Annotated in this window: 23 protein-coding genes and 1 pseudogene; 8 read left to right on the top strand and 16 right to left on the bottom strand. The window is 60.5% G+C overall.

Going from position 1 to position 13,097, the window contains the following annotated elements:
- Nucleotides 1–486: 486 nt before the first annotated feature.
- Nucleotides 487–738, bottom strand: coding sequence for a hypothetical protein (locus HN018_RS19390; RefSeq protein ID WP_171837907.1), 252 nt, complete (start codon nt 736–738; stop codon nt 487–489).
- Nucleotides 739–1,290: 552 nt separating this feature from the next.
- On the opposite strand from HN018_RS19390, the gene HN018_RS19385 reads away from it, so the two are divergent.
- Together HN018_RS19385 and HN018_RS19380 are read left to right on the top strand one after the other, a co-directional pair.
- Entirely contained in the window at nt 1,291–1,428 is a 138-nt protein-coding gene (locus tag HN018_RS19385) for a hypothetical protein (RefSeq protein WP_171837899.1), read from the top strand.
- Nucleotides 1,392–1,625, top strand: coding sequence for a septal ring lytic transglycosylase RlpA family protein (locus tag HN018_RS19380; RefSeq protein WP_171837906.1), 234 nt, complete (start codon nt 1,392–1,394; stop codon nt 1,623–1,625). The genes HN018_RS19385 and HN018_RS19380 overlap by 37 nt, the downstream gene beginning before the upstream one ends.
- Before the next feature lie 42 nt (nt 1,626–1,667).
- Here HN018_RS19380 and HN018_RS29460 read toward each other — a convergent pair whose 3' ends face one another.
- The 7 genes from HN018_RS29460 to HN018_RS19345 all read right to left on the bottom strand — a co-directional run bounded on the left by HN018_RS29460 (nt 1,668) and on the right by HN018_RS19345 (nt 5,133).
- A complete protein-coding gene (locus HN018_RS29460) occupies nt 1,668–1,964 on the bottom strand; it encodes a helix-turn-helix domain-containing protein (RefSeq protein WP_171837905.1) in 297 nt (98 codons plus the stop codon).
- Nucleotides 1,961–2,278: a helix-turn-helix domain-containing protein gene (locus HN018_RS29455; protein ID WP_171837904.1), complete on the bottom strand. Its 318-nt coding sequence runs from the start codon at nt 2,276–2,278 to the stop codon at nt 1,961–1,963. The genes HN018_RS29460 and HN018_RS29455 overlap by 4 nt, the downstream gene beginning before the upstream one ends.
- Entirely contained in the window at nt 2,244–2,435 is a 192-nt protein-coding gene (locus tag HN018_RS19365; RefSeq protein ID WP_171837898.1) for a hypothetical protein, read from the bottom strand. Before HN018_RS19365 ends, HN018_RS29455 begins: the two co-directional genes overlap by 35 nt.
- Before the next feature lie 285 nt (nt 2,436–2,720).
- The gene (locus HN018_RS29450) at nt 2,721–2,930 is read right to left on the bottom strand and encodes a helix-turn-helix transcriptional regulator (protein ID WP_171837903.1); all 210 of its coding nucleotides are present in this window, start codon (nt 2,928–2,930) and stop codon (nt 2,721–2,723) included.
- A 193-nt stretch (nt 2,931–3,123) separates the two neighbouring features.
- The gene (locus HN018_RS19355) at nt 3,124–3,537 is read right to left on the bottom strand and encodes a hypothetical protein (RefSeq protein ID WP_171837902.1); all 414 of its coding nucleotides are present in this window, start codon (nt 3,535–3,537) and stop codon (nt 3,124–3,126) included.
- Nucleotides 3,530–3,886, bottom strand: a complete 357-nt coding sequence (locus tag HN018_RS19350) for a phosphonate transporter (RefSeq protein ID WP_171837901.1) — start codon at nt 3,884–3,886, stop codon at nt 3,530–3,532. Before HN018_RS19350 ends, HN018_RS19355 begins: the two co-directional genes overlap by 8 nt.
- Nucleotides 3,887–4,599: 713 nt before the next feature.
- Nucleotides 4,600–5,133 (bottom strand): hypothetical protein, encoded by a 534-nt coding sequence (locus tag HN018_RS19345; protein WP_171837900.1) that lies wholly within the window; start codon nt 5,131–5,133, stop codon nt 4,600–4,602.
- Nucleotides 5,134–6,226: 1,093 nt separating this feature from the next.
- On the opposite strand from HN018_RS19345, the gene HN018_RS19340 reads away from it, so the two are divergent.
- Nucleotides 6,227–7,273 (top strand): IS30 family transposase, encoded by a 1,047-nt coding sequence (locus HN018_RS19340; protein WP_172443453.1) that lies wholly within the window; start codon nt 6,227–6,229, stop codon nt 7,271–7,273.
- Between the two features lie 15 nt (nt 7,274–7,288).
- On the opposite strand, the pseudogene HN018_RS19335 reads toward HN018_RS19340, so the two are convergent.
- From HN018_RS19335 to HN018_RS19300, 8 genes and pseudogenes are all read right to left on the bottom strand, one after another.
- A pseudogene (locus HN018_RS19335) lies at nt 7,289–7,681 on the bottom strand (pyridoxamine 5'-phosphate oxidase family protein); the annotation flags it as partial.
- A 173-nt stretch (nt 7,682–7,854) separates the two neighbouring features.
- Nucleotides 7,855–8,163, bottom strand: coding sequence for a hypothetical protein (locus HN018_RS19330; RefSeq protein WP_171835845.1), 309 nt, complete (start codon nt 8,161–8,163; stop codon nt 7,855–7,857).
- Complete coding sequence (locus HN018_RS19325; protein ID WP_171835844.1) at nt 8,160–8,837, bottom strand: ProQ/FINO family protein; 678 nt, start codon at nt 8,835–8,837, stop codon at nt 8,160–8,162. Before HN018_RS19325 ends, HN018_RS19330 begins: the two co-directional genes overlap by 4 nt.
- Nucleotides 8,837–9,331: a hypothetical protein gene (locus HN018_RS19320; protein WP_171835843.1), complete on the bottom strand. Its 495-nt coding sequence runs from the start codon at nt 9,329–9,331 to the stop codon at nt 8,837–8,839. Before HN018_RS19320 ends, HN018_RS19325 begins: the two co-directional genes overlap by 1 nt.
- Entirely contained in the window at nt 9,331–9,594 is a 264-nt protein-coding gene (locus HN018_RS19315) for a hypothetical protein (RefSeq protein WP_171835842.1), read from the bottom strand. Before HN018_RS19315 ends, HN018_RS19320 begins: the two co-directional genes overlap by 1 nt.
- Nucleotides 9,595–9,765: 171 nt before the next feature.
- Complete coding sequence (locus HN018_RS19310) at nt 9,766–9,963, bottom strand: hypothetical protein (RefSeq protein WP_171835841.1); 198 nt, start codon at nt 9,961–9,963, stop codon at nt 9,766–9,768.
- The gene (locus HN018_RS19305) at nt 9,960–10,127 is read right to left on the bottom strand and encodes a hypothetical protein (protein WP_171835840.1); all 168 of its coding nucleotides are present in this window, start codon (nt 10,125–10,127) and stop codon (nt 9,960–9,962) included. The genes HN018_RS19310 and HN018_RS19305 overlap by 4 nt, the downstream gene beginning before the upstream one ends.
- Before the next feature lies 1 nt (nt 10,128).
- Nucleotides 10,129–10,293, bottom strand: a complete 165-nt coding sequence (locus HN018_RS19300; RefSeq protein WP_171835839.1) for a hypothetical protein — start codon at nt 10,291–10,293, stop codon at nt 10,129–10,131.
- Nucleotides 10,294–10,598: 305 nt separating this feature from the next.
- Here HN018_RS19300 and HN018_RS19295 point away from each other — a divergent pair, with 305 nt between their 5' ends.
- The 5 genes from HN018_RS19295 to HN018_RS19275 all read left to right on the top strand — a co-directional run bounded on the left by HN018_RS19295 (nt 10,599) and on the right by HN018_RS19275 (nt 12,746).
- Complete coding sequence (locus tag HN018_RS19295) at nt 10,599–10,847, top strand: helix-turn-helix domain-containing protein (protein WP_171835838.1); 249 nt, start codon at nt 10,599–10,601, stop codon at nt 10,845–10,847.
- Nucleotides 10,848–10,849: 2 nt separating this feature from the next.
- Nucleotides 10,850–11,398: an HNH endonuclease gene (locus HN018_RS19290; RefSeq protein WP_171835837.1), complete on the top strand. Its 549-nt coding sequence runs from the start codon at nt 10,850–10,852 to the stop codon at nt 11,396–11,398.
- Nucleotides 11,399–11,488: 90 nt separating this feature from the next.
- The gene (locus HN018_RS19285) at nt 11,489–11,980 is read left to right on the top strand and encodes a hypothetical protein (protein ID WP_171835836.1); all 492 of its coding nucleotides are present in this window, start codon (nt 11,489–11,491) and stop codon (nt 11,978–11,980) included.
- Nucleotides 11,977–12,174 (top strand): hypothetical protein, encoded by a 198-nt coding sequence (locus tag HN018_RS19280; protein ID WP_171835835.1) that lies wholly within the window; start codon nt 11,977–11,979, stop codon nt 12,172–12,174. Before HN018_RS19285 ends, HN018_RS19280 begins: the two co-directional genes overlap by 4 nt.
- Complete coding sequence (locus HN018_RS19275; protein WP_171835834.1) at nt 12,171–12,746, top strand: hypothetical protein; 576 nt, start codon at nt 12,171–12,173, stop codon at nt 12,744–12,746. The genes HN018_RS19280 and HN018_RS19275 overlap by 4 nt, the downstream gene beginning before the upstream one ends.
- The last annotated feature ends 351 nt before the right edge of the window (nt 12,747–13,097 follow it).

Genomic DNA, 13,097 nt, shown 5'->3' with positions numbered 1-13,097 from the left:
GCAGGAACTGAGATCTGGAGGCTGGCAGGTGCGGCGTGTGCCGGGAACACAATGCACATAGCCATCAGCACGACCGCAATCGCGCCAGACCTCGTTGCGACCGGCGACCAAACAGGGATTTCATCGACCATCTAGGGAGGCAAGCACAGCCTGTTGGGCGTGCCAAGCCTATAAGCACCAGGTCCAGATCGATCAGGTTGGCCAGCCTAAGGATTGCCGCACGACAGGATACACTGCGGACGGAGCCTCAGCCGATCCACACCCTCGATACTGCGTGTGCCCGCGTTTCTGGTTTTCTCGACCTCGATGGGACGACAAAATCTGGCTGTATCGACAGAGGTGGGTCGCGGCACGCTGTTCAAGCAGACCAATGGCCACCGTCGTTGGTCGCGCTCGACTTGCCGACGGTCCGTGGCGGGAGCCGTTTTTCAGGCGCTCTGCCTTCTCCCCCCGTTACTCCTTTAGAAAGAAATACTCTGTTGGGGGTTAGGAAACACTTTGCTGGGGTTCCGAAGAAACACCTTCACCGGGGTTAGGAAACACTTCTACCTGGGCAAGGAAACACATAGCTGGGGTTCTATCGGGACCGATCTCAAAACTATTTTCATTCGCGGCTACGATTTTTCTTTTAAAAAGCGGCCGACCGAGGTGACCATTTATCTCGTCCGTTTTTACAGGAGCTAACATGGCCGCTACCTTCGAACTGCCAAGCAATCCTTTAATGAGGATAACCGGCATTCTTCAAGCCTACGCTGCGACGGAACACTCCGAGCCCCCACTTCAGACCCTGCTGCGCAACATCGAGACGTGGTGTCAGGGCACGGCCTCGAGCTCAACCAGGCACTGTTCGCGGCGCGTTTAGGAGATTACCTCGACAAACTCAGTAATCACGAAACGGTCGACAGCGAGATGTCCTTTTAACCCGGCACTGCAGTTTCAGGCTTACAGCAGTGATGGTAACCCCGGAATTCTGGTTCGGCTCCATCCTGCTTCGCGCCGCACGTCACTTGGTAACGGCTACTGTAGCGCCAGTGCCTCGGTTGCCCGCTCAACTCGGCGACTGCGGCAGCGCCGCCGCAGAACATAACATGTCGTAAAGTCTTCCGCCGCCGATTCCGGAGGGGTTCGGGGTGTACTAACCTGGGACGCATCAACACCGTCCTAATGCTGTCGCACAAATGATTCGCATCCGCTGAGATTAGTCCTAAATTAGAACTATGTCTTCGTACCTTCAAAGCCTCACAATCTCCTGCATTTTCCTTGTCGCAGGCGCCACAGCAGCATAGGCGCATGGTCATCGGCACCATCGGTTACACCCTGGCAACCATAGTCACCACATCGCCGCCGGCACCACCGCCAGCTTCTACGGTGCGCGCCAAACTGGTCGGCGAATGGCGAATGGAAAGCGCTTCAGGCCTCTGGGAATGACTGCGGCCAGTCGCACGCTCCCGCTAGGTGCGACAGTGAGGGTGACGAACTTGGCCAACCACCGGAACGCGCTGGTGCTGGTGACCGATCGTGTGGGCCGTCGCGGACATGCTCTCGACCTTAGCTTAGGCGCCGCCCGGCATCTCGGGATGCAGAAGCAGGGACTTGCCCGGGTAAAAATCGAGCGGGTCTCGTAAACAGCCTCGGCTTAGATCCGTGGTTGGGCGAAGAAGTGCTCCTTAGCGGGCTCGTGCCGACTTCTGTCCCTTACGAAACGCGCTATTGGGGGACACGCGGCCAGTAGGAGCTGAAACAGAAAATGCGTGCGTAACCGCCGGCGGCGCTGGTGGCGGCACTGCTGGAGCATTCCAGGCCGCTGCCTCATAGGCATCCCGATCGGCCTGCCGCACACGGATCGTCTTGCCGATGCGCAGGTGTCCGATCTGGCCGCTCGCCACAAGGGTGTAAACCGTCCGGTCGGACACCCCCCAAGCCTTGGCGAGCTGCGAAACTGAGTAGGCGTAAGGACCGGTCATCGCTTGCCAAATGCCTGTTGCATCCGTCGATCAAGCTGGAAATCCTGTGCAACCTTGCGCGTCGAGCAATCAGCCGCTCCCACCGTCACATGCTGGATGGAACGTTCTAGGTGGGTGGTAAGCTGCTCCTCAAAGACCCTCGTGTAGCCCCGCGTGCGGTAGCAGGCCAGGTCACCGCGGCGGAGTGCGCGTCGGATTGTCTCGGGATGACAGCCGACCCGTGAGGCAACATCGGTTGTCGTTAGAAGCTTAGATCGTGCGTCTGAATCAAGGAACCCGCTAGTTCGCGAAAGGTGGGCTTGCGTTGCCCTCACTGACGTCAGCCCAGTAGCGGAGTGCCCCGGCCAGCCAGCGAGCCTCCTCAGCGGAAAGGCTCAAAGCCACCGACACGCCCGGTGGAAACACGTTGACCCTCAGCATGCCCGAAGTGGTCGAGCCAATCTCCAGGCCGTTTATGTCGGCTTCCAGCAATTCAAAAGCTTCCTCCAAGGCCTACCCCCCGTTGTCGTCGCTATCGGGTGACTGCAATCCCCTGCATGTCGACTTTTCTGAAGAGATACGGAAATCGCGATCAATAGGATCATTGCCATCATTTTGCGAACGCGACCATTCCAAGCATCCTTAGACCGTGGGACTGCGGACTTCAACGCGCACCGGTCGAACGCTTACTCTGAATCAGCCGGCATTAAGCATGTCTCGCCGAAATTCTCAGATCCGGGGATTATAAATGTCGGGGTTGGAAGTTATTCACTCTGGCTACGTCCGTCGGGCGTGCGAGGTGAGCGGCAAGCCGTGGATCCACTTCTCAATGTCGCTCTCGAGCCAACGGACTGACCGCGGACCGACAGCGCGCGCCTGGGGGGACTCGCCGGCTGCCATCTTGCGATAGATAGCCGTATGGCTGAACCCGACCCGGTCTTTGACCTCTCGTAAAGGCAGGAGGCGGTCAATGATACGTTCAGCCATCGCTATGCCTAGGTGTATTTGTTAACGTTCCAGTCCCTTCAAACACCTTAGCGCCGTCCTGGTCGACCACTTTAGCTTGGATTGCGATCACCCAACCGCTTCGCTACCCGATACGACACAACGCCGTGTCTTTTCTCGGTTTTCTCCGACTGGCCGCCAGTCGTATTTGGCTACCGCCTTTCGTCAACAGGTCCTAGTTGTCGTGGACGCCCCGCTTAAAAGCGACCGACTTGGTCACGTCGGCCAGCACCGCCATGTGCCGGTCGGCATCCATACGTACTACCGTCAGCGCCAGCACGCTCGGATCATGTCCTGGTGCCGCCGATCCCGGATATATCGGTGTGCCGTCGCAGATCATGCCGCGCGGACGGGGATCCTGCAGTAGACTGCGCAGTTCCGGCAGCCATGGCTCCAGCAGCTCGACGATGTTGAATGTGGGGATATCAGGCCCAACCAGCGGCATCACTAAGCAGGTGAAAGCCGGGTTTAGCATCAGAATGGTGCCACTGCGGTCGAATTGGGCCATGCCGTGCGGGCATAGATAGAGGAACTGCAGCAGCGCCTCATGTTCATCGGCGATCTGACTTGGGGTGTACGCGTCAGACACGCGAAATCAACACCCAGCGACGTCGGAACGTCGGCGTGCGGATCAGGCGGAGCTTTACCGGCGTCGGCCGCATACGAAACGTCAGCACGTACGGTAGGGTCACGTCGAGGCTGGCCTCCTCAAGACGCTCCGCGACCAGGTAATTGTTCATGCACGGCGCTACATCGAAAAAGAAAGGCCGGCCGACCACCCGGGTACGTGACAGGCCGGAATAACGCTCCTCATGCACGTTATAGCATTCGACCAGGCCTTCTTGGTCGAGCCCTACCACGCCATAATCAAGGTCATTGATTTCTGCATCGCCCATGGCCTCAAGTAGAGTTGCCATCGATGGATCGTCGAATGTCATGATCTACTCCGCACCCGTGCGCACCGGCTTCCTTTCAACACGCGCCCCGCCATATCGTTGCTACCAAATGTTAAACTCTAGTTAATTCCGCCGTGACCGCGTGGGGAGTTTACACCCAACCCCAATCATCGACTAGTTCGCCGACATAGGCGCCGCTGGCATCTCGCCCAAGCCGGAACCTGTAGATCTCGCGCGGGGCCGTCATGCGTTGGCTTTCGCTGGATCGGGCTCTGGCCTGATGGCCACGTCGTGTCTCCCCGCAGGTCGCACCTCATACGGACCGCGCCACGCCCACCCCCCCGGCCGTGGCCTGCGCACTAGTCGCCGGAACCATGTCAGGAGCTCCAGCGGCACCATTAAGCCCAGGTGCCGTGCCACCGTCATCAGCCCGACCCCAGCCCTGGCAGCCAGCGCTTGGTGCGACGGGCAGAGATCGCCCATGCACGCCAGCATGGCTTTGGGATCAGGACCGCTCCGCCTGCCCATAATCACGTCGAGCCCCTACCTGGCCAGCATAGCTTGGTGGTCCTCATGAACCGGTTGTTCCCGCCGGCTGGATCTTCAGCCCACCTCAATTCTAGTCTCCGGGACCGGCCTCACGCTGACGACCTGGACCGCCTTGCAACCCCTGATCCGGCGGGTCTACCTCTTCGGCAGCGACGTCATTCATCTCCAGCACGGTCAGCGTTGGCAGGAGAGGCGCGCATTTTTTGCTAATTCTTAGCAGGACGCCGACTACGAGAGGCGCCTTCTCGCTTCAGGTCGAGCACAAGCCCTTTGCCCAGCGTTTCGGTCTGTAGCCAAACCGGCTTCATGCGCCGAATAAGCATGGCCTGGACCTGAGGCTTGTCTCCGTTCTGGTTCAGCCGCGCGAGATCGTGGAGAAGACCTTCTGTGTAGGCCAAGAAACGGGCAACTCGGAAAGGCAAATCGTGGCCGAGATGGCCGATCCGGTCGGCGTAGGCGAGGGTCATGGTTTTGAACGCTGCGTTCTCGCCAATGATCGAGCCGAAGGTCACGTGTTGACCTGCATCTAACGGTTCCAGTGATTCCATGAGCTCCTGAATCATTTCACGGGTCGCAATCAAGCTTAAAAGTGCGTCGATAGCGCCGGCAAGAGCCAATGCCATCCCGGCGCGGTCGCGATCGCGTTTGTAGGACTCGACAGCTAATCCACCGGCGAAGATTGCCGCGGCAGTGGCGATGCTGCCGAACAAGGCGGCAAGTGTTGGATTAAATCCGGTCACGGCTACTCCTTGTGGTTCGTATATGAACGTCGATACCCGACGCGCTCATCCAGATATGCCCCGACGGCCTTTGGTTCGCAGCTCATGCGCCCGGCGGCGGAACTTCTCTTCCATGATCGGCTCTCCTCTGGCTCTGGCCGCATCGGCAAAGCGGGTGAGGAATCTTGCCGCGTCGAGAAGCTGTGCCGGCGACAGCAGGCCTGGTGGCGCCGTTCTGAAACCCTGGTGAAGGGCCCTTGTCGCGTGCCATGTTTTCAGGTCATAGCCGCTGTACGTTTGCTACGCCTGCATTCGACCATAGCTCGAGCCTCAGCCAGGATCTCGTCTGCGCGGTCAAGAAAGTGGGTCATCTCCGTTTCAGTCCGGGCATGCCGGGCGGCATGGCGGCGAAGCTCGATCGCTACCTCGAGCAGTTCGTCCGAGGTGAAGGCGGGGAGGGCGCATTCGTCCATCATCGGTAAGCAACACCCTCAAGCATTGTTCGGGCTGTTATCGCGCCGCAAGTTTGTGGATCACCTGGCCAAAGCAAGCCTCGCCCCACGGTTGGCAGTGGTAGATGCTGCGTCTTACTCCGGCCTAAACGGCAGAGTTTGTGACCCGACAGCCCTGGTTTAAAATATGGTGGCAATGCTCCCCGTGGGCTTTGAACGGAATGGCAATCTTACCCCGTCTAGTGGCGGGACTGCCCCGCATCCCTACCTAAGCCAACGATCGGGCGATCCCTTCAACCGTACTAAACGCCGTCAGTGTATTCAAAAACATTTCTATCAAATGCCTTGTTCTAATATAGTGTAGTCTTATAGGCTTGTTCTAGCTCTGCATCTATCTGCCGTTGCTCTTCAGGACTGTAGACTAGCTCTGTTGTTTCATCTGACACAATCTTTACAAGCGAGGGCATTTCACTGCGATCTTGGAAAAAATTAGGGTTCCAGAGGTGAGAGCGTCTGAACGCTTTTGCACAGTGTATAAAAACTTCGTCTATTTGAACTATGATTGCCAGTTCAGGACTGCGACCGTTAACAGTCATTTCAGCTGGCGGATTCAAGTTCCGGAGCGAACACCCACGCCGGGCCAACGGGTGTAGGGTGGTGGGATGGCAGGGCAACGACGTAAGCTAACGGTGTTTGATCGATCGATGATCGAGGTTCGCCTTTGTGATAGCTGGGGCGTGCGGGCGATTGCACGCGACTTGGATCGCTCTGCGGGCATGATTTCGGACGAGATCAATCGGCATGGCGGCGCGACCTCCTACCGGGCGCAGGCTGCGGCGACGCAGGCCGAGGCAGATCGTCGCCTGACTGGACGCAGGCCTGTTCTGGCGCATGATGGTGAGCTGTTCGGCCGTGTGGCGGGGCTTTTGCGTCTGGGTTGGTCCCCCGAGCAGATATCGGGCAGGCGTAAGCGGATGGAGGCGGGAACGGAGCAGCCACCTGGTCTGTCGGTATCGCACGAGGCAATCTACACGGCGATTTACGCCTTGCCGCGCGGTGAACTACGCCGTGAGCTGATCTCGTATTTGCGACAGGACAAGCCAATGCGCGGCCGCAAGCCAAAGGGCAGCGAACGCCGCGGCAAACTTTGCAACATGACCAACATCAAGGAACGACCTGAGGAAATCGAGGGCCGGCTGGTCCCGGGCCATTGGGAAGGCGATCTTATTCTGGGCACCGGCGGAGCGAGTGCCATCGGCACGTTGGTCGAGCGGACAAGCCGCTTTGTGGTGCTGGTGCACATGCCTACGCGCAAGTCCGATGTGGTGGCGAGCGCTTTCTCCGGCGCGCTGAATGCCATTCCCGCATCTTTGCGCAAGACGCTGACCTACGACCAAGGCAAGGAAATGGCACAGCACGAAAGCGTGGCGCTGAGCACTGGCATGAGGATCTTCTTCGCCGACCCTCACTCACCTTGGCAGCGTGGCTCCAACGAAAACACCAATGGTCTGCTGCGCCAGTATTTCCCGAAAGGCACGGCTCTGTCGGGCTTGGATCAGGACGATCTCGACATCGTTGCCGACAGCCTGAATAGCCGTCCTCGAAAGACGCTCGACTACGCGACGCCAAGCGAGCAATTCAGCATGTTGCTGGCCGGGCAGGCTGGTGTAAACAAAGTCTTCGGCGTGGGTGTTCGCTCCGGAACTTGAATCCGCCGCTAATAAGCTTGGATCGTTGGTTAGGGTTGCTCGTCCATTCACGCGCAAAGTGTCATCAAAACCTGGGATGACGAACAACAGTCCCACACAGTCATTTTCAATTATATTAAACAACGTGTCGACGCGATTGTTACCAGGCCGATCGGGAATCGCTAGCGTACGATCATCTAGCACCTGGACGAAGCCGGGGGGATCGCCACGGGGGCTTACATCAGCTCCGCTTCCCAAGCCTTGGGAGCCGATACAGACGAATGGCGAGCGCCGGATCAATTCCTTGGCATGCTTGCCGAGCTTATTTTGAACCTTCTGGATCGCTAAGTCATGCGTCAGACCGACGAGGCTTCGAACCTCCTCTCTATCGCGAATGATGAAGCTCGGATTGGGTGAAAACTCGCTCATCGGGTCATTCTCGTTATTCTCCGAAGTTTGGAGCCTCACCAGAGCGGAGTTCGTGCCTATGTCAGAAGCTCAGGATCTACGCGATTAGGTTGAACCGTCCATAGGAAGTTGTCGAGTAAGTGCCTCAGCCGACGACCTTAGTTGCCGAAGTTGGGATGTGAGCTCGGCCGCCTTTATCGGAAAGCCCTCCCATCCAGCAACGTTCCGGCAGTGATCGCCTGCCAGGTCGCGGCGTCCCCGGCCGGAAGGGGCGGGCGCTTGAGCTGCGCTTCGTCTGGGTCGTCGTAGTCACGCCGTTCCTTCCTGCGACCGACCTGGACAACCTTCGGATCATGCAACCCCAGACCCCGGGACAAACGATATTGGCAAGCTTTGCCAGTGCTGCCGATATCTCGCGCGATGTCAGTCCAGGAGCGGCCTGCGGCCCGACCGTCGACGATCAACCGGTCCTGCTCGGCGCTGAAACTGCGTGCCGAGCTCATGCCGTCACCTGCGCACACATCGTGCCCAGCTGCGTCTGTGCCCGCTGGCGGCGCTCCTGAGACGGAGCGCCTGCCGGGCTGCCGTCGAGGTTCCTGCGTTCCTCGCCGCCGGCCAGGGCGCTGAGGTAACCAACCGACGTCACCCACCGCTGGACCGCCCGTCTGATCGCGGTGGTGGTGACGCCCTTTCCCATGCCGGCCCGGATTTGCACGGTGACGCCGATCGCCAGGGGCACCGGGTCGGTGAAAACCGCCGGCCAGCGGCGCCCCAGGCGCCGCATGACCTTGTCGACCTGACGGATGCGCTTCCGGCGAGCACGAGCCGTCTCCTGCTTCTGCAGCCGCAGGTTGGCGACTACCCTGGCCTGTCGGGCGATGGTGCCTGCTTCCGCCCAGGATGGGGCAAGCGCGGTGCCGGTGATTGCGAGGGCGACAGCGTTTTGTGCCTCCCGTTGTCCGCTGCCGATCTCGCGATGGAACAGGTAGGCGGCGACGGGGAAGGGCATGCCATCGAGCATCCTCTCCCCGCATCGCAACCACGCGGTGGCTGTCTCGGGAGCCATCGCCATTACGTGAGGCCGAAGGTCGATGAACCGCTCGACACGGGCCATGAGGATGGCGTCGGGTGGCGCGTTGTCGGACGGGATGAGCCCGAGATCGAACAGGGAAGCCATCACACCGACCCTCCTAGAAGATCCTCGAGCAGCGACCACACGATGGCCTCGTGCGGATCGAACATCTCAGGATCCAGAACACCGGCCGTCACATGGACGACTTCCATCTCATGACGGATCAGATGGGCCTTCGCGATCATGGCCGCACGGCTGAACGCCCGCAGAACAACCGAACGATCTGACAACTCAGACAGCCGATCATCGATGGGCTGCATTGCTTCACTGACAGCGTAAAGCTCGGCCCTCTGAGCATTGTCGTACTGGCGAGTGTCTGCTGGAAGCGCCCACCACCGCGCTTCCAACGGCCTACGCTTCTCGATCAGGTCGGCGGCCTCGCGACCGATGATGATCAGCTCGGCATCGTCTCGTGGCGTTGGGACAGCCTCTCCAGCTTGTGTGTCAGGCTTGGCGTTCGCGACCGCGGCAATGCCGGTCAGGAAGGTGAAGGTGCCAACGCCTGCACCGAGCAGGTCGCGGCGGGTGGTGCGGGCCATCAGATACGCCCCCCTTCACGGAGGACGCGCTCGAGCGCGGCATAGGCTGCCTTCGTACGGTCGTAGAAATCGGCCGTTTCGCCGGCGGCGTGTGCCGTGCGTGCCAGACTGGCCAGCGAAGCAGCGACAGCCGGCAGCTCGTGGGCGGGGAGGTCGGCAACCGCCTCGCGCAAGACGGCGAGCGTCTTCTCGCGCACCGGCAGCGGGATGATGTTGCTGGCCCGCGGCCGCAACATGGTAGGAATTAAAACAGCCTCTCGCATGGTCTCATCACCTTGCTTGGGGTCAGGTGCGATCGGGGGCGCAGCCTCGATCGCACCGACCTTGCCCCGCTGTCGCAGGACTCACCGGGTTTCCGCCCGGGCGGATGGCTCAATTCCGATCCTGGTCCTGCGCGTCGCGGCGACCACAAATCGGGCGAGCAATCTGTTTCGTCATTTCTCCGGGCGGTGGCGGCGGTGCTGCACGTCGGCATCACGAGCCAGGAGCAGGGCCGTCTGAGCATCACCAGCACGGGCCCAAGCCGATGCAGCGTCGCGCAGGAAGCGCTCACGGGCTGCGAGGGCGAGCGGCGTGTAGGCCGGTGCATTCAGGGTTGGCGGCATCGGCGGGATGGCGATCGAGCGGTTCATACCGACGCCCCGTTCGTGTCCTGGCGACGCTCGGTGCCGTCCCATGGTGCTGTCAGCGCATCGATGGTCTGCCGGTCCTGCTTGGCCGCGTCGCGGAACCCGAAGCACCAGCCGATGACGAAAACCGCGGCGGCGGCCACGATCAGGAGGAGGACGCTGATCATCTCATTTCGCCAGCGCCAGCAGGGCAGCGTCGGCTGCGAACAGCGCTTTGTGGGCCCGCAGGAAGCGTCCGCGACGGCGGTTCATGGTGCAGAAAGCCTCGCTGCGGCGGCGGGCGACGTAGCGATCCGACGAGATAGCCCTGTCGTGCCGGTCCTTGCGGCTCATGCGGTTGACCCCGCCTATGGCGGCCTTCGCTTTGCCGTAGGCCTCCTAAGCGTCGGCAATCTCGAAACGGGCGAGCTCGAGAGTACGAGCGGCCATCTGCCGGGCAATGGTCAGAGGGTCCTGCTTCGGCATGAACGCGGCGCCGAGGGCTAGCCGGGCGAAACATTGGGATCGACCGGAGCGGGTGAGCGGCTGCTTCGAGGTGGCGGGTCTGATAGGACATGGTTGCTCAGAAGTTAGGTTACATGTATGGTGTAACCCTGCGACCGAAGTAGGTCAACTCCTTTGATGTAAGGTTACACCTTTTGTCCTTTGAAGCGACACAATGCCGTGCTGCTCGAGCGCTCCTCGAATGGTCCCAGGCGGATTTGGAAAAGGCAGCGAAGGTGGCCAAGAAGACGATCGCCGACTTCGAACGTGGGATCCGTCAGCCCTACGAACGGACGCTTGATGCTCTCCAAACAGCCTTTGAAGCCGCCGGCGTCCAATTCATCCCTGAAAACGGTGGCGGAGCAGGCGTGCGCCTGAAGAAGCCGACCAGCGAGACCCCATAACAATGGCCCGCCCTGCCAGGATTAACATCAGCCGGGTTCGTTGGGCGGTCCTATATTCTGAACAGGGCGGCCGCTGCGCCGGTTGCCACAAGCCGCTTGGCGAGGACATCCACGTCGATCACGTGGTCCCGCTGGCTGGTGGTGGGCAAGACATCTTCGAGAACATGCAGCTCATGCACGGCGCCTGTAATCTGGCAAAGCGTGCGATGGGCCCGGCTGAGTGGTTTCGCCGCAGCTGGCAGGCGTTCTTGGCAACCAGCAAGCTCGTGCCGCGGCGCAAGATCACCCTGATGCTTGAGCCCGAACTGTTCGAGCGGCTCCGTGCTGCGTCCTACTGGTCCAGGCAGTCGATGACGGCGCTCATGGAAGAAGGCGCGGCCCATGCCTTGAAGGCTTTCGAGGAGGGCAGGGCCTCGATCCGGCCGCTTGGTGAGGCGCAACGACTGCGGGTGGCGACCGCTCGGGGGCGGTGGTCAGCGACGGCGGTGGCCGCATCGATGCCGCAGGCGGTGGCGCGGGAGGTCAGGCATGGAGATTTGTTTGGTGATTGAGGTCACTCTGCCGCAGCTACCAGACGACGCGCGCCTGTCGTGAATGCGGATCGCGCAGGCAAAGGCGGTTTGCCAGGGAAGGAGCGCCACATGACCCGATCCGCCCTTGCCGCCACTGCACACCATGAGGCTGGGCATGCCTTCGCCGCGATCCTCAAAGGGGTGCGGTTCGACTACGTGACGGTCGAGGCGGATATGCAGAGAGGATCAGCGGGACATGTTCGTTTCTTGCGAGCCAATGCCGGCTTCGAAGCAACTCACAAGGGGGCGGTGGTCGCGATGGCAGGCGAAGCTGCTCAGCGACGATACAACCCTCGCAGCATCCGCGTGCACCATGGCGAAGGTGATCGCGAGGAAGTAGCCGTAAAGGCGATGGAGCTGTGCGGCGGCTCTGCCAAAGCAGCCAATCTGCTGGTTCGACTGTGGGATCAGCAGGCGCGTGATCTTGTCGCGGGATGGTGGACAGAGATTGGGATATTGGCCGATGCGTTGCTGGCCAAGCGGCGGCTATCGGAGGCGGAATGCCGGGATGTTCGGGCCACTCACCGTCTTGGGCTTGCTGAGCCGAAAGTGCGGGAATGACCTTAGGCGAAGAACACGGTGCCGAGGCCGCCGGCTACGCCCGAGCCATGCGCGATGCAACGGCGATGCTCGACATGTCGCCCCACACGATCCGGCTGCATGCCGGGGAGATGACGGCGCAGGAGATCCGGACCGTGCAGGCGGTGCTGGCGTGGATGCGGCGGGGGATGCTCGCAACGGCGGATCGAAAATGAGCAATAACGTACCGTCCATGACGCCCAACGACGTAACGTTGATCCTGGAACATTACCCGCCACCCGTCCGGCAGCAATCGCTCTACTGGAACCAGCTCGTCCAACTGAAGGTCGGTGCCGAATACATTAAGGCTTATCGCGAGCGCGTGGCGGGCCGGATATGGCTGTTCGATCTGATCAAAGCAGTAGCATCGAGCGGGGCGATCGCAGCGTGGGCGATCGTGCAGGCACATCCTCTCGTCTGGGGCGGTGTAATCGCGATCGCGCAGGTCGCTGATGTGATTAAAGGCACCTTGCCCCTGGCGAAAGTCCATGAGGGTGCAGCGCGCCTCACGCAGAGCCTGGATGCCCTATTCATCGAGGCGCAGTTCGAGTGGGAGCGGATCGCTGCGGGCAAACTCGAAGAGGAGGAGATTTCTGCGGCGCGACGGCGTATCATGACTGTAGAACACGACCTGCAGGCCAAACACTTTCCTTACGGCCTAACCCGCAGGTCCGACCTATTGAAGGTGGCAGAGACCGAGACAGCTGCCTATTTCAAGGGACTGTTTGATATGGAGGTGCTGCGATGACCGATCGACCGACGTTGATCCATGAGCCTCTAGAGATCAAAGGTGGCATCGTGCCAGCCTCGACATTGCGGATCGGCATGCCGCCGGTAAAGCCAGCCGCTCCGCCAGCGCCTGCGCCAACGAGTAAGAAGTGACAAGTATGACCAAAACCGCTGTTCTTGCTAAAGACGGCGCGATACCGCCGTCTAGTCTCCGCATTGCAATGCCTCCGGTAAAACCGGCCGCTTCGTCCTCCTCTTCGTCCTCGTCCTCGCCCACAAAGAGTTCGAGCACGTCCTCTCGATAGTCCCCCGCTCCACGGCTTCGGTCGTGCCCGGCTTACAAGGCCTCTGTGAGGAAGCCGATGGGTCC

This window comes from Lichenicola cladoniae, assembly GCF_013201075.1.
GTDB classification, from domain to species: Bacteria; Pseudomonadota; Alphaproteobacteria; order Acetobacterales; family Acetobacteraceae; genus Lichenicola; species Lichenicola cladoniae.
Note: the sequence above shows the minus strand (reverse complement) of the source record. Positions and strands in the feature narration are given on the sequence as shown.

What these genes read in the sequence shown, in the direction of transcription:
- HN018_RS19390 (WP_171837907.1), bottom strand. Translation starts at nt 738, where the DNA reads ATGCCGGTTATCCTCATTAAAGGATTGCTTGGCAGTTCGAAGGTAGCG.
- HN018_RS19385 (WP_171837899.1), top strand. Translation starts at nt 1,291, where the DNA reads ATGGTCATCGGCACCATCGGTTACACCCTGGCAACCATAGTCACCACA.
- HN018_RS19380 (WP_171837906.1), top strand. Translation starts at nt 1,392, where the DNA reads ATGGCGAATGGAAAGCGCTTCAGGCCTCTGGGAATGACTGCGGCCAGT.
- HN018_RS29460 (WP_171837905.1), bottom strand. Translation starts at nt 1,964, where the DNA reads ATGACCGGTCCTTACGCCTACTCAGTTTCGCAGCTCGCCAAGGCTTGG.
- HN018_RS29450 (WP_171837903.1), bottom strand. Translation starts at nt 2,930, where the DNA reads ATGGCTGAACGTATCATTGACCGCCTCCTGCCTTTACGAGAGGTCAAA.
- HN018_RS19350 (WP_171837901.1), bottom strand. Translation starts at nt 3,886, where the DNA reads ATGACATTCGACGATCCATCGATGGCAACTCTACTTGAGGCCATGGGC.
- HN018_RS19340 (WP_172443453.1), top strand. Translation starts at nt 6,227, where the DNA reads ATGGCAGGGCAACGACGTAAGCTAACGGTGTTTGATCGATCGATGATC.
- HN018_RS19330 (WP_171835845.1), bottom strand. Translation starts at nt 8,163, where the DNA reads ATGAGCTCGGCACGCAGTTTCAGCGCCGAGCAGGACCGGTTGATCGTC.
- HN018_RS19325 (WP_171835844.1), bottom strand. Translation starts at nt 8,837, where the DNA reads ATGGCTTCCCTGTTCGATCTCGGGCTCATCCCGTCCGACAACGCGCCA.
- HN018_RS19320 (WP_171835843.1), bottom strand. Translation starts at nt 9,331, where the DNA reads ATGGCCCGCACCACCCGCCGCGACCTGCTCGGTGCAGGCGTTGGCACC.
- HN018_RS19315 (WP_171835842.1), bottom strand. Translation starts at nt 9,594, where the DNA reads ATGCGAGAGGCTGTTTTAATTCCTACCATGTTGCGGCCGCGGGCCAGC.
- HN018_RS19310 (WP_171835841.1), bottom strand. Translation starts at nt 9,963, where the DNA reads ATGAACCGCTCGATCGCCATCCCGCCGATGCCGCCAACCCTGAATGCA.
- HN018_RS19305 (WP_171835840.1), bottom strand. Translation starts at nt 10,127, where the DNA reads ATGATCAGCGTCCTCCTCCTGATCGTGGCCGCCGCCGCGGTTTTCGTC.
- HN018_RS19300 (WP_171835839.1), bottom strand. Translation starts at nt 10,293, where the DNA reads ATGAGCCGCAAGGACCGGCACGACAGGGCTATCTCGTCGGATCGCTAC.
- HN018_RS19290 (WP_171835837.1), top strand. Translation starts at nt 10,850, where the DNA reads ATGGCCCGCCCTGCCAGGATTAACATCAGCCGGGTTCGTTGGGCGGTC.
- HN018_RS19285 (WP_171835836.1), top strand. Translation starts at nt 11,489, where the DNA reads ATGACCCGATCCGCCCTTGCCGCCACTGCACACCATGAGGCTGGGCAT.
- HN018_RS19280 (WP_171835835.1), top strand. Translation starts at nt 11,977, where the DNA reads ATGACCTTAGGCGAAGAACACGGTGCCGAGGCCGCCGGCTACGCCCGA.
- HN018_RS19275 (WP_171835834.1), top strand. Translation starts at nt 12,171, where the DNA reads ATGAGCAATAACGTACCGTCCATGACGCCCAACGACGTAACGTTGATC.